This is a genomic window from Sediminispirochaeta smaragdinae DSM 11293 (genome assembly GCF_000143985.1).
Taxonomy (GTDB): Bacteria; Spirochaetota; Spirochaetia; order DSM-16054; family Sediminispirochaetaceae; genus Sediminispirochaeta; species Sediminispirochaeta smaragdinae.
Map to the genome: position 1 here is coordinate 3,284,558 of NC_014364.1, position 16,575 is coordinate 3,301,132.

General features: G+C 46.4%; 15 protein-coding genes. 4 read left to right on the top strand and 11 right to left on the bottom strand.

Annotated features, from left to right (window positions below):
- The first annotated feature begins 8 nt into the window (after nt 1-8).
- The gene (locus SPIRS_RS15470) at nt 9-956 is read left to right on the top strand and encodes an ROK family protein (RefSeq protein ID WP_013255624.1); all 948 of its coding nucleotides are present in this window, start codon (nt 9-11) and stop codon (nt 954-956) included.
- Nucleotides 946-1,581 carry a D-sedoheptulose-7-phosphate isomerase gene (locus tag SPIRS_RS15475; RefSeq protein WP_013255625.1) on the top strand — a complete coding sequence of 212 codons (636 nt, stop codon included), beginning with the start codon at nt 946-948 and terminating at the stop codon, nt 1,579-1,581. Before SPIRS_RS15470 ends, SPIRS_RS15475 begins: the two co-directional genes overlap by 11 nt.
- A gap of 7 nt (nt 1,582-1,588) precedes the next feature.
- Here the strand turns inward: SPIRS_RS15475 and SPIRS_RS22210 are convergent, their stop codons facing one another.
- Together SPIRS_RS22210 and SPIRS_RS15480 are read right to left on the bottom strand one after the other, a co-directional pair.
- Nucleotides 1,589-1,771, bottom strand: coding sequence for a 4Fe-4S binding protein (locus SPIRS_RS22210; protein WP_013255626.1), 183 nt, complete (start codon nt 1,769-1,771; stop codon nt 1,589-1,591).
- Between the two features lie 130 nt (nt 1,772-1,901).
- Nucleotides 1,902-3,401 (bottom strand): LPP20 family lipoprotein, encoded by a 1,500-nt coding sequence (locus tag SPIRS_RS15480; RefSeq protein ID WP_171814775.1) that lies wholly within the window; start codon nt 3,399-3,401, stop codon nt 1,902-1,904.
- A gap of 341 nt (nt 3,402-3,742) precedes the next feature.
- On the opposite strand from SPIRS_RS15480, the gene istA reads away from it, so the two are divergent.
- Nucleotides 3,743-4,612 (top strand): IS21 family transposase, encoded by an 870-nt coding sequence (gene istA, locus SPIRS_RS15485; RefSeq protein WP_049784668.1) that lies wholly within the window; start codon nt 3,743-3,745, stop codon nt 4,610-4,612.
- Entirely contained in the window at nt 4,549-5,019 is a 471-nt protein-coding gene (locus SPIRS_RS15490; RefSeq protein WP_245537772.1) for an ATP-binding protein, read from the top strand. The genes istA and SPIRS_RS15490 overlap by 64 nt, the downstream gene beginning before the upstream one ends.
- Before the next feature lie 70 nt (nt 5,020-5,089).
- Here SPIRS_RS15490 and SPIRS_RS21850 read toward each other — a convergent pair whose 3' ends face one another.
- The 9 genes from SPIRS_RS21850 to SPIRS_RS15535 form a co-directional block, all read right to left on the bottom strand.
- Nucleotides 5,090-6,343: a hypothetical protein gene (locus SPIRS_RS21850; protein ID WP_013255628.1), complete on the bottom strand. Its 1,254-nt coding sequence runs from the start codon at nt 6,341-6,343 to the stop codon at nt 5,090-5,092.
- 22 nt (nt 6,344-6,365) lie between these two features.
- Nucleotides 6,366-7,517 carry a choice-of-anchor D domain-containing protein gene (locus SPIRS_RS15500; protein ID WP_013255629.1) on the bottom strand — a complete coding sequence of 384 codons (1,152 nt, stop codon included), beginning with the start codon at nt 7,515-7,517 and terminating at the stop codon, nt 6,366-6,368.
- The gene (locus SPIRS_RS15505) at nt 7,514-8,059 is read right to left on the bottom strand and encodes a hypothetical protein (protein WP_013255630.1); all 546 of its coding nucleotides are present in this window, start codon (nt 8,057-8,059) and stop codon (nt 7,514-7,516) included. The genes SPIRS_RS15500 and SPIRS_RS15505 overlap by 4 nt, the downstream gene beginning before the upstream one ends.
- Nucleotides 8,060-8,067: 8 nt before the next feature.
- Entirely contained in the window at nt 8,068-11,055 is a 2,988-nt protein-coding gene (locus tag SPIRS_RS15510) for an ankyrin repeat domain-containing protein (RefSeq protein WP_171814776.1), read from the bottom strand.
- A 538-nt stretch (nt 11,056-11,593) separates the two neighbouring features.
- Nucleotides 11,594-12,010, bottom strand: a complete 417-nt coding sequence (locus tag SPIRS_RS15515; RefSeq protein ID WP_013255632.1) for a hypothetical protein — start codon at nt 12,008-12,010, stop codon at nt 11,594-11,596.
- Nucleotides 12,011-12,016: 6 nt separating this feature from the next.
- Nucleotides 12,017-12,448, bottom strand: coding sequence for a SufE family protein (locus SPIRS_RS15520; protein ID WP_013255633.1), 432 nt, complete (start codon nt 12,446-12,448; stop codon nt 12,017-12,019).
- Nucleotides 12,445-13,671, bottom strand: coding sequence for an aminotransferase class V-fold PLP-dependent enzyme (locus SPIRS_RS15525; RefSeq protein ID WP_013255634.1), 1,227 nt, complete (start codon nt 13,669-13,671; stop codon nt 12,445-12,447). Before SPIRS_RS15525 ends, SPIRS_RS15520 begins: the two co-directional genes overlap by 4 nt.
- 18 nt (nt 13,672-13,689) lie before the next feature.
- On the bottom strand, nt 13,690-15,234 hold the full coding sequence (locus SPIRS_RS15530; protein WP_013255635.1) for a fucose isomerase: 1,545 nt from the start codon (nt 15,232-15,234) through the stop codon (nt 13,690-13,692).
- Nucleotides 15,235-15,331: 97 nt separating this feature from the next.
- Nucleotides 15,332-16,573 (bottom strand): L-lactate MFS transporter, encoded by a 1,242-nt coding sequence (locus SPIRS_RS15535; protein ID WP_013255636.1) that lies wholly within the window; start codon nt 16,571-16,573, stop codon nt 15,332-15,334.
- Between the last annotated feature and the right edge of the window lie 2 nt (nt 16,574-16,575).

Below are 16,575 nucleotides of genomic sequence, written 5' to 3' on the forward strand. Positions count from 1 at the left end.
GTAGGCACATGGCTTTACAGAACAGTACTCACAAGTTTTTCATCGGTATCGATATCGGCGGCACAAAAACGGCGGTTTCTCTCGGCGACGAGGCGGGGAATATTAGAAAAAAGGAGCGCTTTGCCACGGCCGATCACTACGAAGAGGTGATCGATCAGGCCTGTTCCTCTGTCCGGGCCATGCTGGATTTCGCCTCGCCGCACAAGGTAGAGGCCATAGGGATCAGCTGCGGAGGCCCCCTTGATCCGGCAGCCGGTATTATTCAGGCACCGCCGAACCTTCCCACCTGGATCGATGTTCCGGTGGTCGACCTCATTGCACGACGTTTCGATCTTCCTGTCTATCTGGAAAACGATGCAAACGCCTGTGCCCTTGCCGAGTGGTATTGGGGTAATGGAAGGGGATGCCGGAATCTGATCTTCCTCACCTTCGGGACAGGGCTTGGAGCGGGGTTCATTCTCGACGGACGGCTCTATTCGGGAACCAGCGGCCTTGCCGGAGAGGTCGGCCATCTGCGGCTTGCCGAAGAGGGTCCTCTTTGTTACGGAAAAGCGGGTTCCTGGGAGGGGTTCTGCAGCGGCAGCGGCATGAGCCGTCTCTACGAGATGAAATTCGGCCGCAGTCTCAGCGCTAAGGAGATCTGCGACAGGGCGGAAGCAGGAGATGCTCGGGCCTTGGAGGTTACCGACACCACCGCAGAATACCTTGGCCGGGGGCTTGCCCTCCTCGTCGATCTTTTCAATCCGGAGCGGGTGATCATCGGAAGCATCTTCTCAAGAAGCGAAGGCCTGTTTCGCAAGCGGATGGAAGCGGTGATGAAAGCGGAAGCCCTGCCCCGCACCTTCAGCGACTGCAAGGTACTGCCTGCCGGACTTGGGGAACATCTCGGAGACATGGCGGCCCTCGGTGTCGCCATCGGAAAATTACGCCAAAAGGAAGGTTCTTATGATAGATGACAAGCATCTGAACGAGCTGATAGAGCGCTATCCGGCCCTTGCCCCGATACAAGAAGCAATCGCATCAAGTGCCGATGCAATGAAGAAAAGCATCGATGCAGGAGGGAAAATTCTGGTCTGCGGAAACGGAGGAAGCGCCGCCGACGCCGATCACATCGTGGGCGAGCTGATGAAATCCTTCGTAAAAAAACGACCCATAGCGGATTCCCTGAAACAGGCCCTCCTTGCGGCGGACGCCGCATTGGGCAGTGAGCTTGCAGATTCACTGCAGGGGGGAATTCCGGCGATCAGCCTGACCCAGCACACCGCCCTCTCCACCGCCTTTGCAAACGACGTGGATCCGCATATGACCTACGCCCAGCAGACAGCGGTTCTCGGAAATGCGAACGACATCTTTATCGGGATATCAACATCGGGAAATGCGAAAAACGTTCGTTATGCGGCAATCTGTGCAAAGGCAAAAGGGCTTACCGTGATCGGCCTTACAGGAGAAAGCGGCGGCAAACTGAAGGAGCTTTGCGACATCTGCATCACCGTACCGGAAACGGCAACCTTTAAGGTACAGGAGCTTCACCTTCCGGTCTATCATACCCTCTGCCTCATGCTCGAAGAGCATTGCTGGTAGATCGGGCTCAGCGCCGTCTGATGGCCCCCATGGGGCAAAAACCGACGCAGCGACCGCAGTTGGTACAACGCTCTGCATCTATTGTGGGTGCGGCAAACCCAGACTGCCGGATGGCACCGGTGGGACAAACCCGTACCGAAGGGCAAGGATGATTCTGCGGACATCGAGCATGAACGACTTCTACGGACATAGGTACTCCTGTTGCTTGTTTTGTCGAAAGGGAATTCGACAGGTTATGGTATAATATTTGATTTATACTATATAGACGTAATATTATTGTCAAGATAGAGGACATGCTATAGCGGCAACGAAAAATCAGCTTATTTCGGTATTGTAGTAATAGCGAGTTGAGCTTCGCCTGTTCGAGGGGCGTCAGCTGAATCACTTTTTCGTAAACCTCTTGCCTGGGCAACAACATCTTTTACGCTATCGAAAATCATATACTGTTCTCCCTCGATAAAGGTAGGGCGAACCGCCGGTATCGGGGGTGTACCAGAAAAAGCCGTAACAATAAGTCGTTCGACCCCAAGAGGTGGAACAACATCGAAGGAAGACGGATACCGCACAACACGATTGACTTTATCAATTCCAATGAAAAAGCCTTCCTCAAGAAGTACTTTTTCACCGGTAGCAAGGATATAAGTAATTTGAAGTGTACACGGTTGGTTTACCCGTATATACAGGTTAAGTTTTTCGCCCTCGATGTAGACCTGGGCATCCTCAGACTTCCCTTTGCTGGTCCATATATCAAGATGAATCCCTCCGTCGGTCATGGCACCTTCTTCAAATTCCATGAGATCCTGGAGCGCCTGTTCATGATTTTGGGGTTCAAGCCCATAGTTCCGCGGAGCAGAATTACGGGGAAAGGTTGCGGAGACGCTTCCGACAACATTGGCGGGTTGCTGAGACAAGCGTACAAGAGTAAACAGCTCTACGTCATCGGTATGAATCCAGTAAGAGCCCTGAACGATGTACTGCGTATTCCCTTTCGGCAATTTTTCATTCAAAAGACCGGAAAGTTTGACAGCAACATACTGACCAAAGGGACTGGAAAAATCGGTCTGCTGGTACGTAAAAGCGGGAGAAAGAAAGTTCCCGGAAGAAAGCCCTTGTTTTTTCAATAAGATAACGATTTTCTCAAGAGCTTCATCAAACGAATCCGAAGCAAGACCCATGAGCGTATCGATTTTCTGCCGAAGCTCCTGCTCAAGGGCAGTTACATCGTCCCAATTCTTCATTGAGGAAGTATCTAAACCTGCAAAGAAAGCAGGAAGTGTCGAAGGTGACAGGGTATGGACGAGTGAATATGATTCATAAAGCTTGTCGAATTCCGGAAGACACAAAAGATAGGCCTCTGCTGCTGCGGCATTATCTCCGCGCCGTTCCTTCTCGCCGGCATCTTTGACCGATAGGAGTATCCGATTCGAAGAGGAGCGGGCCAAATCCGAAAACTCACTTATCAGTGTCGCTCGCTTTACATATGCTAAGGCATAGGAGATTCCCTCATATTCTTTAACAAGAAATGCGACATTCGGCAACTGAAGCGAAGCCGTACTTTTCGTAACACTGGAAACATAGGAGCTACTATGCAGAGCTGAAGCGGATTGCCGACTGGTGACCTCACTTGTAATCCTTACCCTGATTTTGCGAACCAAATCATCCATAGCCTGGGTCTTTGCCTGCTCAAGAGCATCGGAACCAAGAGTCTTTGATTCCCCCATTCCAAAACCAGTAAGAATATCTTCACCGAACGGACTACGTACGCCATAGGAGGAAACCCATAGGGGAACTCCAGCCTCTTGGAAAATGCTATCATGCAATGGCATCCCCGACTGAGAAAACAACAGCATGTTACTCAATAAGAAGATCAATAATAGCGTGAGCTTTGAGAAGCATATAACCTTTTTCACAATCGAATTCCAATAATCGTTTTATAGCATTATACCATGAAATCATGAGAGACAAAACGAGAAGATAGGGCCGATCCTGACAAATATATGTCGCTCAAAAGCGACATAAAAGAAATGCTCTTTTTCATGCGCGAACGCTTTGAGGTGTCAACACCGGAATGAAATTGCAGAGTCCGGCTTGAAAAAAAGGGCGGTACCGCCTTGTAATGGTTGTAGCCAAACAATCATAAAAACAAGGAGTACGCCCTACAATGCTGGAGTTACTGATGCATGAAGCACAGATGTTGAAACGACAGGGCAAGAAGATCAAAGAAATCGCTGAATCCCTCGGGAAAAGTGAACGCATGGTTCACTACTATCTGACGGAGCCCTCACGACCACGTAAAAAACGGAACTATCCGAGCAAGCTCGACCCATTCAAACCCTACATTGATACTATACTCGAGGATGATCCCTCGTTCAATCGGGAAGTCCTGCTCCGTCAATTACGAAAGCAAGAATACGCAGGTAGCATGACGATCCTCAGGGACTATGCTGCAAAGAAAGCGGCCGAGTGTAACCGGAAAGCGGTTATCCGCTTTGAAACAGAACCAGGGTTCCAGGCGCAGGTTGACTGGAAGGAATTAGGGAACCACCGGGTCGATGGGAGATTGAAGAAGCTCTACGCATTTGTAATGGTCTTCGGTTATTCCCGCAAGCCATTTGTCATACACACTACCAGCATGGACCAGGCGACAGTCCTGATGTGCCATGTTCTTGCGTTTCAGTACTTTGGCGGTGTACCGCAGGAAATCCTGTACGACAATATGAAAACTGCATTTATCTACTCAACGACAGATGGGAAGTGGGTACCGAACAAGCATCTCCTTTCACTGGCCCGGCATTATGGATTTACTCCGCGGCGCTGTCAGGTACGGCGACCACAGACCAAAGGCAAGGTGGAACGGTTTATTCACTTTTACGAGAACAATTTCTGGATTGAGCACAAAACCTTCTCTCCTGGCCAAAGGGAGGACTTACTCAGAAGCAGTTCAACGAGCTGTCCAATCTGGCGTTTATCGAGCGCAGGGAAAACATCATTCTCCTCGGACCAAGCGGTCTGGGAAAGACTCACCTCATGACGGCTCTGGGACAAAAAGCCTGCCTAAATGGCTACACCGCATACTTTATCAGCTGTCTGGACCTATTGGAACGATTACAGCGGTCACGGGACCAGGGACGGCTAAAGAACAAGCTGACATGGTTCGGGAAACCTCATGTTCTGCTGATAGATGAAGTCGGTTACGAAAACCTCAATTCAGAGCAAGCTGCATTGTTTTTCCAGCTTATTAATACCCGGTATGAACGTGGATCTATCATCCTCACTTCAAATAAAACTTTTGGCAAGTGGGGTGAGATTATGGCTGATGATGCAGTCGCCACTGCAACTCTGGACAGGCTCTTGCATCATTCCCATGTGGTGAGCCTTAAAGGCGATTCGTATCGTATGAAAGACAGAATGAAAGATGAAGAGAAGATCAAATGCTAGAAGAAAAAAGTGCCTACCATGGAGATTCATCACCTTGGGACATCGTAATTGACGGTTACAAAACAAATTATTACTGAAGAGTGACTAATACCAATATCAAACCGCTCTCTCCAGAGAACGGCTCCATGGCTTTACCAAGAATAGCCCCCTGTGCTCTGGAGAAATCTGTTACCTTCATGGCACTTCCTGATATTGAAGATGTCGTAAGGAGATCCCCCACCTCGATATTCCCGTTGGAAGTATCCACATAGCAATAGACCCGACCGGACAGGGCGACCGGCTTGTCGTTCGTTCCGTCTTCCCTGGTGCCGATAACCATCCCCGGCTGAAGGCCACCCGCTCCCGAGATGATTCCCGCCACCTTTTTATCGTAGGCTTCCGAGCTTACTTTCAGGTTCCCCGGATTGTCGGGATCGATGACCACGACCATTCCCGGATCTATAGCCCGTTTGCCGGACAGTTCAAAGACCTCGGCGTAATCGTGGACTTGAGTGCCATCGACGGAAATTTTACCGCCGTTAGTGTCCGCTTCAATTGTTACCGAGTTGGAAGAACTGCCATTGGAATCTTCGACCCGCATCCAACCGCCTCCAGAGTTATCTGAAAGCATAGTTATTGTGGTAGTACCTGAAGAATTGCTAAGGGCAAGAGTTCCATTACCACTACCTCCTGCCACGGCACTACCCGCATAAAGGCCGGACCCTGCGATAACATCATCATCTGCAATAATATCCTGCTCCGCTACTATATTACCAGTATCGTAATAGCTTGAATTCGGTGATCCGGCAAGTATATTACCGTTTGCTTCTATATCATCACCTGCACTAATATCATCACCTGCACTAATATCATCACCTGCACTAATATCACCACCTGCACTAATATCACCACCTGCACTAATATCATCATCCGCCAAGACATCATCCTCTGAGACAAGATCGCCTGCTCCAGAAGAAGTAGACGGAGATCCGGCTTTTATAGCTCCAGAGGCAGTCAAATTTCCTGTTGCAGTTATGTTTCCGCTTGCGTCACTGGCCATGAACCCACCGGATACATCGGACAGGGAACTGTAATCACTGGCCAAATTTGTGCTGTCTATGTTTCCGTTTACAAGAGAGAAAAGAGCGTCAAAGTTACCATTCACATCCGTTGAACTGATGGTTGTTCCTGAAGAAAAAGTCGTCTGGCTGCTGCTGATATCTCCCGAAGTCAAAAGCAGAAGAAAAGGCATACTAATAATAACGGCAACAAATATATGAAGTCCCTTTAGCCACTTCTTTTGAATGTCCTTTTTTCCCCTGCAATTTTTTCCCACCATATTCATTTTATTCTCCTAATTCTTATTTCTAATCACCCCAGATACATTCATCCCAAAGGGAGGAATCCCATTGACCAACGGAAACCGAACTACTGCCCGTAATTGTGAAAATAAACGGATTTTCATCTGAATCATTGTTTGATATCAAAACCGAAGCGGTTTTTGAACCTTCACCTGACGGACTGAATGCTATGACAAACGTGGTACTGCTTCCCGAGGAAACAGAAGACGCTGGCTGTGTCGTTACACTAAACTCGGAAGAATCAGTTCCGGAAATTGCGACAAGAGGACTGCCCGTAAGCTCCAAATTCTCATCACCTGTGTTTTCTATTGTAAATATTACCGAAGTTGAGGTTCCCACATCGGTACTGACGAATCCATAAATATCACTTGAGGCAATAATAGTTGTTCCTTGTCGTATATTTATTTCAGCATAAAGGCTTTCCTGGATAGAAAAACTATATATGCTGCTCCAGATCCCTACCGTCCCCTCCTCATTTACCCCTCTTACCCGCCAGTAACAGGTATTTCCGTATGCCAGCGCATCCGTATCCGGTATCTGATAGCCCGATTCCACCGTGGTTCTTATATCGCTTTCATCCAGTCCCGCTTCACTTAAAGCAAATTCAACTTCATAACTTGCAGCACCGGCAGTATCATCCCAATCAAGATACGGCGTGGTATCGTCAAGAGAATCCCCACCTGCCGGGCTACAATTCAATTCATTACCAGTATTAATTGAAAAACTCCGAATTTCCGACCACCCATCACTCCACTTCGTTCCGTCATAAGCCCTGGCCCTCCAGTAGTAGGTCTCAAAGTCGAGGAGCTTTCCCGTAGGAACAATACAGCTATTTGACGGATAATCTTCCTTATCCAGAATCATTGTTCCCGTAAAGTCGGAGCTTGTGTTTATCTGGATATGGTACGCAGTTATTTTATCAGGATTAAATTGATATACCACCAGCGTAGGAATAACGGTGTCAAGAGTTGTATCATTTTCCGGCCTTAAAAGGCTAATTTCATCAACATCATCATAGCTCCCGATACCATCACCATCACTATCTACCGATTCATAGCCAACATACTCATCCCCCTCTGGATCCACCGGGTTGAGAGGGTTTCGGCATGTAGAAAGAAGCAGCAAAAAACATGAAACGGCTATAAGCGCCCTTTTCATTCTAGTGCTCCTTCAAGGCGCTGGATCTCTCCTTCTATCGTGGTACGCTGAACCTGCAAATCTTTTTGTGAAGGGATCTTTGCAAAGAGCACTATTGAAGTAATAGCCCCAACACCGGCAAGCCCCAAACCGGTATAACTCATCAGATCGTAACGTTCATAGGTATCCCGGTACTCCGTTGCATCTTCACTTATCGTGGCATCCATATAATCATCGTAAGCATCATTACCAAGGTCATGGAGGTAAAAATAGGAACCGGCACATAAGGCCGTTACAGCGACCATTACACCACTCCAGACGGCCCGGTGCCGTCGGCTTGCTTTTACCTCGTTCAAATCAACAATGATTTGATCACGTTTTTTATATGCCTCATCGAGCTGGTTTTGTTGTATCCCCCTGTAATCGATCATAGTCTCTATAAGCAACGGGGTAGATCCGACCTGGGCTATGGTAACGGCTGCCTCCAGATCTTTTGGCAAATTCTGAGCCGAAAGATCCACTATCGTTATCAATAAAAAAGCTGCAATCACGCCGTTTTTCATAACATCTCCTATTGCACTTGATAAAATAGGTAACTTTCCGTAGAATAACGCTTGCTTGTTGGATGCTGTTTGCTACCGGTCAGTTCAATCACCTTGTTGTACACAAAACTATCCAGTTCGTTGATATCCACATAACCGTCCTGATTCGCATCGGCCCGTGATTTGGCCAAAGCATCTTCTACCGCAAGGGTAAAGGCCCCACCATGCCAGTTAGCATTTTCATAGGCATACTCGTTGCCCCGAGCAGCACTCATGACCGTAAAACCCGTCGCCGAACTCAGGCGGTCGACCACCTCGGTAATATTCTCATTTCCCCGCCTGCCGGTAACTCCACCGCTCTGACAGGAATCGAGCATGACCAGCACCTTTTTTGCCTGTACCGAAGCGATAAGATCATCTTCAAAATCACTCTGCTTAAGACCGTTTGCAGAGGGATTATTCATATCTCCATCATAGCCAAGCAGATAGTAGCGACCACGACTGTCCGTTATGCCGTGACCCGCAAAAAAAAGAACAACCATATCATCAACCCGGGCATCGGAAAGAAAGGTATTTATTCCATCCTTAATGTTAGCCCTCGTAGCATTTCCATCAAGGAGCGTTTTAATATGGACCTGATCGTAAATCTCAGCATGTTCCTGGGTTCCAAAGACCGCAGCAATCTTTTGTGCATCTCCAGCCGCATAGTTCAGATTCTGGGAGGATAGTTCATAGTCACTTACCCCCACCGAAAGCACATAAAGAGAGGGAGGGTTTTGAATTCCCTGGGAATAAAGGTGTAGCAGCTGGGTATCCGAGGCTACATTTTTTGTATTATAGACGGTAACACTAACCTCGTTTTCTCCTTTTTTAAGAACCAGGGGATAGGTTCCGCGGTACCTCTCGTGCTGAGCATCTGCAACCCTCAGCCCCCGGGCACCACTTCCTTCCAATGAAGCGCCATTGACCCGTATATCGACCGAAGCTATACCGTATGTTCGGTCGACAGCCAGAATCTCCATAGAGGTACGGTTGTAAACATTGTCATTGTTTGATGGTGAAATGACTTCAAGAATGGGTCGGGAATTAACAAATGCACGTTCGGCATAGGTATCGGAAGTGCCATCATCTATGGAAAAATCTTTCCTGTTCTCTACAAGGAAGGTATGACTGTCCGGAACACGAAAATCCACTACTTGGGACTTTTCCACCCACCCGTATTTTCCGTAGATTTCCACCTTATACCACTCATCAAGCTCTCCAACAGTATCGAGAACAGCCCCTTCGGAGAGCACGGCAATCTGCGAGGCATTCTCCGCAGCCCCGCTTTTTACCACAAGGTTCTGCGAGGCAGAAACCTTTTTATTGATGGAAAGAACGGGAGATCCGACACTTCTGCCGACTGGCACATCCAGTTGTTTGTCGATAAGAGTCCCAAAATGGCGATCTTCTACAACTATACGCAAAGGCAGCGTATCGCCGCTAAAAGAGCGCTTCACACCGATAGTTGCATTCAATCCTGCAGTTGCTCCACTGACAAGCATGTTTAACCGAAGGCTATTTTTAAAAAGGTCAATTGCCGTATCATCCGATTCCAAACCTATCGTTACATTGGACATATCGAAAATCGAATTATTTTTGACAATGACATCAAAATCGACTCCTTCACCAACCTGAATCATCCCATCCCTGTTCCCGGACGAACTTGCACTATCGCCATCACTGATTGTGTAAGTGTACAGCACCTCTGGCAGAGAAAAAGCTTTAAGAGCGATAAGCTTTTGAACCTGCTCTTCCGAAAAACTGATTCCCGCACTATAGAGGGCCTCTACCACCTGTCGGGAAATATAATGCGATTCCGCAACGTGAAGAATATTCTCGGCATCGAAAGGAATCCGATTTTCCAGGAAAACCAACTCCAGATTTTCCTGGGTAATCGCCTTTTTTTGAGCAAAATAGACCAAATCGGAGGCGGTATAGGGTATCTTCTCATATTTAATTAGCTTGTCAATGACCGTTCGATCAATCAGGTCTGTTTCCACATAAGGTTTTATTTCATCGATAGTCAAATCAGACGATCGAAGAATGACCGCCCGACTCAAATCATTTATTGTGAAATAACCATTATCTACCATGGATTTGACCGTTGAAGCATCAAGCTCCGTCAGATGATCAACAATAAATTCTCTGTCAGGTACGGGAACCGTTATCTTTCCACTACAATTCTCAGGAAGATAATTATTCTCCTCGGTAAACGATACCGAAACAGAAAGGTCTTTTCCGATATCACGATAATCCAACGAAGAAAGAAAACAGTTTCTCACAACCTTATTTCCCGGTGAGATTTTTCCAAAATAGAGCTTTTGCTGGATATTCTTCGTTCCTGTAATGGAAAGATCCGCCACCAAATCAAACAGATCTCCTTTTCCCTCGTTGGTAACACTTACCTGTATTTCCGTTCGATCCAAATAGTTTGAAACCTGTTCGAAGCTTAACGAGGCTTTCGGGAAAGGAGGTAGTTCAGGGTGCCCCTGCTGGCAAGCATCACGATCCTCAAGCAATGCAATAATCAGTGAGGAACCGTACTGAGCATAGCCATCAGTTACATTAATTCCCATATGTTTTTCAAAACATGCGAGAGGAGTTGGGTAATCTTCCCCAGCTGCAAGACAGTCCGCTCCCCGTTCAAGAAGATATCGAGACAACTCTTCATGATCACGAGCAATCGCCCAAAACAGGGGTGTTGTCCCACTTGCAATGCTGTTGATATCTGCACCTTGATCGACCAAGAGTTTCGCAATCGCCGTATTTCCCTTATAGGCCGCCCAATGCAAAGGAGTAAAACCATCCATACGACGCGCGTTTACCGCAGCACCAGAGTCTAATAAGAATTTGACAAGATCTACTTTTTCCATCCATACCGCATGATGTAAAAAGGACGAACCATACTCGTCCTTCCAGCCGAGATCAACCCTCCCGTCACGAACAAATTCCTCAAAGAGAGTATCCATATTCATCGACAGCATTCGAAGATAATCGTCCTGGGAGGAAAATGCCAACGCTTTTCCAACAGTGTCTTGGTCTTGACGTTTAGCACCATCACTGCTTTGACATGAAAAAAACAGAAGAATAATGACAAAGACTGTTAAAAAAAAGAACTTTTGACTATGATAAAAACGAAGCATACCATTTTCGACCTAAATATTTAAATTAAATTATTATAGCATAATTATTAGCATACGAAAGTTTTTAGGAAGACAGTATCCCTTCTCTAAGCGAGAATTTTCGTTTCCCTACCCCAAAAATTGAAACAGGAACATCATGGTGGCCAAAATGACAAATCGACATTTCCTCGGTATGAAATGTGGCCGTCGGCACTTTCTGAAATAACCGAATGATATCAAGACTTAATAAAAGGCTATGGAAAAACAAGTTATTTTCTCAAACTATATGACTTTTTTCTCATTTCTTGCGAGTTGTTACACAGCAGCAAGGCTTTTGAGACTTTTTCTTCGTTTTTCTTATTCTTACGTATTTTCCAGCATATTTTGAAAATTATTGCAGTAATGAATGAACCAAGACGGATAATCCTCTCACATCCTTTTGTGAAATCAAAAACTCTGCATCGGGATGAATATGTAAATCCTTCTGAATAGCATACAACAGCATGACTTTTTTAGCCGATGCCGAGGAAACATTGTCACAAGGCACAGCCTTATCGAATTTCTTAATCATCTTTGGATCCAGTTTTATACTCCGAGCCAAACTCAGTTCCGCCAATTCTTGTAGCTGATCTTCCATGCAGTCTTCACTCAGGAGAAATTTTGCCAAGATATACTTGCGCAAATGCTCATAAATGAATTTCAAAGAAGGGTCTGACTCGTTTCTGATGATTTCCGCCTCGTTTTCGGCCTTTGCATGAGCCATAGACAACAGATGAATTACAAGGTTTTTTCGTTCTTCGATTGTCACACTATCTCACTCCGTTTCAATGCATTTTGCGGCAAAATCTTGTATCGTTGAAAAAACAGACTGCAACCCATGGAATCGATCCGTAGATATCTGGCTTTTTATATTGGTTTCCTCGATAAAGCGAGGATGAAAAGACAAAATTTCCTCCGGCGTTCTGTTATCCAAGAGCAGTACATACATAGCAAGGAAGCCTCTGATAATAAGTGCTTCACTATCAGCTCGAATTCGGACTTTTTTATCGACATACTTCAATATGATCCATACACCTGATTGGCACCCTGGAACCTTTCGCTCATGAGTCCTTTCCTGCAATTCGATATGTGGTATATCCACAGAAATCTCTATTAAATATTCGTACTGTAAAAACCAGTCTCCTAAATTATTAATGTCCTCTATGAAGGTATCTTCCAACTGAGAAATAGACATTTCTTCAGTCATTTTTTAATCCACCTACTCATTAAATCCTGTGTTTGCCGTATTGCCAGACATGCCTCATCGATTTCTGCGCGAGTATTATAAAATGCCGGTGATAATCGAAGCGCCGCAGTAACACCGAACCGCTGTAATGCCGGTTGAGCACAATGCGTACCCGATCGGATTGCAACGCCCAATTTGTCTAGTATACTAGCCGCATCATAAGGATGCATAGTATCCAAAACAAAAGAAACTACACCAGCACGATTAACAGGATGACCTAAGACATGTAGTCCTGCAACTTCAGAAAGTTTTTCCACGGCATAATCGACAAGCATATTTTCATAATCGGCAATGGCTTTACGCCCAAGTCTGTCTATATATCGTATTGCTTCCGCTAAGGCAATAGCACCTGGATAGTTGGGCGTTCCAGCCTCTAATCTATACGGCAGCGGTGCTTCGGTAAAATCTTGACCCGTTACAGTACCTACCATGCCGCCTCCAAGACGTGATGGTTTCAACATCTCCAAGAGTCTTCGTTTACCATATAGCACACCGATACCGGCAGGCCCCATGATCTTATGGCCGGAAAAACAGTAAAAATCATAATCTTCTGCAGAAACATGTGTATCGCAGTGCCTAATGCCTTGTGCTCCATCCACAAAGATTACAGCACCGGCCTCATGAGCCAGCCGCGTCATCTCGCCCAACGGCATTACTGTTCCCGTAAGATTCGAAACCTGTGTAACGGCAACCAATTTAGGATTCTGAGAAAGAATTTTTTTGTATGCCTCCATATCAGGCATTCCATCAGGACATGGTATGATTGCAAACGTTGCCCCCGTTCTATGGCACAGCCTTTGCCACGGAAGAAAATTGGAATGGTGTTCAAGTTCGGTTATGACAATCATATCATTGATATGTAACGTCTCACGCAGCCCATCAGCTGCCATATTGATTGAATCGGTGGCCCCTTGAGTAAAGACAATCTCTTCTTTACTATCTGCCCCCAAAAAATCACGGACAGTTATTCGCGCATCTTCATAAGCCTGGGTCGACCGTTCACTAAGGGTATAGATGCCACGATGTATATTTGCATTATCATGCAGATAATGAGAACGAAGCCGCTCCAATACGCAAAGAGGCACCTGCATTGTCGCGGCATTATCCAAATAAATGAGCGGTCGGCCATCTATTTTTGTTGAAAGTATGGGAAAATCTTCCCGAATTTTTGCTACAGGTAACATAATAGCTTCTTAAAAAATTTAAACCATAAGCGCTTCAAGTCCAAAGGCATCGGCAAGAAGTTTCAGTTCTTCCACATAGTCACCATAAGCAAGGGCCAGATGATTACCCGTATATTTATGGGCCTGATAAAACTTCTTCTGATCATTTACGCGGAAAATCACATAGTTATTACAATTATCAGTATAGTATCCGCCACCGCACACAACAGTACCGGTGCCAATAAGCATTTTCCTGCAATCGGGAGAGAATCGGCAAATTGTAATCTTCTGACCAACATCCTGGTTAAAGTCATAACGGAAAACCGCTCCGAACTTTTTATCAAACGCAAAATGCCTCAAGCCGTACTTGGAAGGTTCACAACAAATACCTTTTTTCTTGCGAATCTGGCTGGAATGATCAACAAGGTACAAGTTGGAGTGATCTGTTACATTGGCCAGATCGTTCTCAAGATCAAAACGTGAAGAAATAGGAATCACATTCCCACTATCGTCAAATAGTACCGGCCAGGCGTTGCCTAAAGAAGGCGCCTTATCTGACAGTGTAGTCAACATAAACATAGCCATCATACTGTTAATGTCCGAATCACAGGTGGAAGGGATACCTTGTTCCGTCAACAGAGAGTGGTTAAGACAAAAGGTAAATTCCTCCTTGTTCATGCGCATAGTCGAACAAGCATCCGGGCAAGGAAACGTAAAACCATTGCAGTCATATAAATTAAGAAGTTTTTCAACCAAAACATAAATCTTGCAGGAATTAATGACATACGTACGTTCGATATCAAGATTGTCAGGTTCTGCCCCCCCAATAAGTTCATCCGCCAAGCTTTCAGCTTTTTTTACATCTTCATCAGTAAGATTTGGAGTGTCCATACGACCTGGTGTCGTATAGTTACCACCTTCGGGCAACGGATGTATATAGTCGAAAAACTCATGAAGATTCACATAGCGGAAATGTGTGCCAAAAACTTCTGTAACCTTGGGCAGACTGATAAAAGAATCATTACACGCATAAGATGTGTTGGAATTAAATCGCACACCTGCCAGGACATTTGCATTTTGTACTGCTTTCTTTGTCCGCAGCACATTCATTTCCTTTATAAGATCGCTCCATGTATTGGCAGCATATGTTTCCAGGCCGCGACTATATAAACTGGCCGTTATAGAGGTGATCATGCATCCCAGCCTTGGGGACAAAAGAATCGGCTTTTTGCTACGCTCTGCCAATTCAATAATCTGACGCTCACGTGCAATACCTGAATGAATTAAATAAACATCAATCTCACCAAGATCTTTCATCATTTGATCAAAGTTCTCCTGAGGCAGAAGCCAATCATCATTACATTCAAAATAGAGCGGTTCCCGAAGCTCCACAAAATCAGGAATATTCTTAGCTAAATCGTCCTTAAAATCCGAAAAAACCTGCTGAGCAGCAATTTTATCATACTCGTTCGTAAGTGCATCGCCTGAAGAAAACCGGCATGGTCCCTCATAAGCGAATTTATGTACAAGTCCAAAGCAAAGTGGCTGTACATTGAGTTTAACATCTAAGCACCGTTTAATCATTTTTTTATCCCTCCACACCATTTTCATCCATAATGGCTAATATGAAAAAGTTTCGCACAGGTATGCAATATCAACAAGCAAGGTTATATATTTCCTCTTATGCTGATTGCCTGTGTTTCGCCGATAACATCAACGTCAACAAGAAACCCACGGCGGCGATGGCAAGACTCACAAGAAAGGCCTTTTGGTAGCTGCCGCTGGAGGCTTTTATCTCGCTCATAATCGTGGGGCCGAAGTAGCCGGACAGGGCAAAGCCGATAAACATGATGCCGTAATTGACGCTGTTGTGTTTTGATCCGAACTGGGCTGCCGTAAAACCGGGGTAGATTCCCATAATCGCGCCAAAAGCCAGCCCGATACAGCTTATACCGACGTAAAACAGAACGACCGACGCGCCGCCGGCGAAATCTCCAGAAACATACAGCACGATAAGGCCTGCCATGGACACGGCAAAAACGCCGACAAGGGTTTTTATGACACCGACCTTGTCGGACAGGAAACCGGCCACTATGCGGCCGAAAGTGTTTACCAAGGCCAGAAAGGATACCGCAACCGCGGCCGAGGCTGCACTCATGCCGATCATCTCCTGTGCAACCGGCGATGCCTGGGAAATTACCATAAGACCGGAAAAGGCACCGCAGCAGAGCATCATCATCATCACGTAAAAAATCGGGTCCAAGAGCATCCCCTTCCAGTCTTTTTCGGCTCCGACCGGCCCGCCGCTTTTAGCCGCCGGCGGTGTCCAGCCCTCGGGAACAAAGCCCGGGGGACAGCGGATAATAAAAAACGAAGCGGCCCCTATCAGGATCATCATAACGGCGCCGATGATTTTAAAAGTCGCCGTAACACCGTTGGCGGCGATGAGGGCGTTGGCTAGGGGCGGCATGATGACGGAACAGACGCCGTACGAGGCGGTGACAAGCCCACCTACCAAGCCCCGATGGTCCGGGAAAAACTTGATCATGTTGGCCACCACGCAACCGTATACCAAGCCAAGGCCAAGGCCGGTGCCAAGGCCGTAACTTACGATCAGCATCCCCAAGGATTTGGCAAATCCGGAAAAGAATATGCCTCCGCCGAAGAGAATCCCCCCGGTAAGGATGATGAACCGAGGGCTTGCCCTGTCGTTGATAAATCCGCCGGAAATCATGGTAATGGGACCGACGCTGTTCGCCACGGTAAAAACTATGGCAAGGCTGCCCAAGGCAGCCCCTCCCACGGAAGAGAGGTAGGCAGCCATGGGTTTAGCGAATACGCTCCAGGCGTATATGGAACCGATGCACAGGTTGACAAGGCAGCTCGCGGCGAGCACAAACCACCGTTTAACGGTTAAGCTCATCT

Coding starts and splice junctions, on each gene's coding strand:
- SPIRS_RS15535 (WP_013255636.1), bottom strand. CDS start 16,573: ATGAGCTTAACCGTTAAACGGTGGTTTGTGCTCGCCGCGAGCTGCCTT.
- istA (WP_049784668.1), top strand. CDS start 3,743: ATGCTGGAGTTACTGATGCATGAAGCACAGATGTTGAAACGACAGGGC.
- SPIRS_RS15520 (WP_013255633.1), bottom strand. CDS start 12,448: ATGACTGAAGAAATGTCTATTTCTCAGTTGGAAGATACCTTCATAGAG.
- SPIRS_RS15525 (WP_013255634.1), bottom strand. CDS start 13,671: ATGTTACCTGTAGCAAAAATTCGGGAAGATTTTCCCATACTTTCAACA.
- SPIRS_RS21850 (WP_013255628.1), bottom strand. CDS start 6,343: ATGAATATGGTGGGAAAAAATTGCAGGGGAAAAAAGGACATTCAAAAG.
- SPIRS_RS15500 (WP_013255629.1), bottom strand. CDS start 7,517: ATGAAAAGGGCGCTTATAGCCGTTTCATGTTTTTTGCTGCTTCTTTCT.
- SPIRS_RS15510 (WP_171814776.1), bottom strand. CDS start 11,055: ATGAATATGGATACTCTCTTTGAGGAATTTGTTCGTGACGGGAGGGTT.
- SPIRS_RS15530 (WP_013255635.1), bottom strand. CDS start 15,234: ATGATTAAACGGTGCTTAGATGTTAAACTCAATGTACAGCCACTTTGC.
- SPIRS_RS22210 (WP_013255626.1), bottom strand. CDS start 1,771: ATGTCCGTAGAAGTCGTTCATGCTCGATGTCCGCAGAATCATCCTTGC.
- SPIRS_RS15505 (WP_013255630.1), bottom strand. CDS start 8,059: ATGAAAAACGGCGTGATTGCAGCTTTTTTATTGATAACGATAGTGGAT.
- SPIRS_RS15470 (WP_013255624.1), top strand. CDS start 9: ATGGCTTTACAGAACAGTACTCACAAGTTTTTCATCGGTATCGATATC.
- SPIRS_RS15475 (WP_013255625.1), top strand. CDS start 946: ATGATAGATGACAAGCATCTGAACGAGCTGATAGAGCGCTATCCGGCC.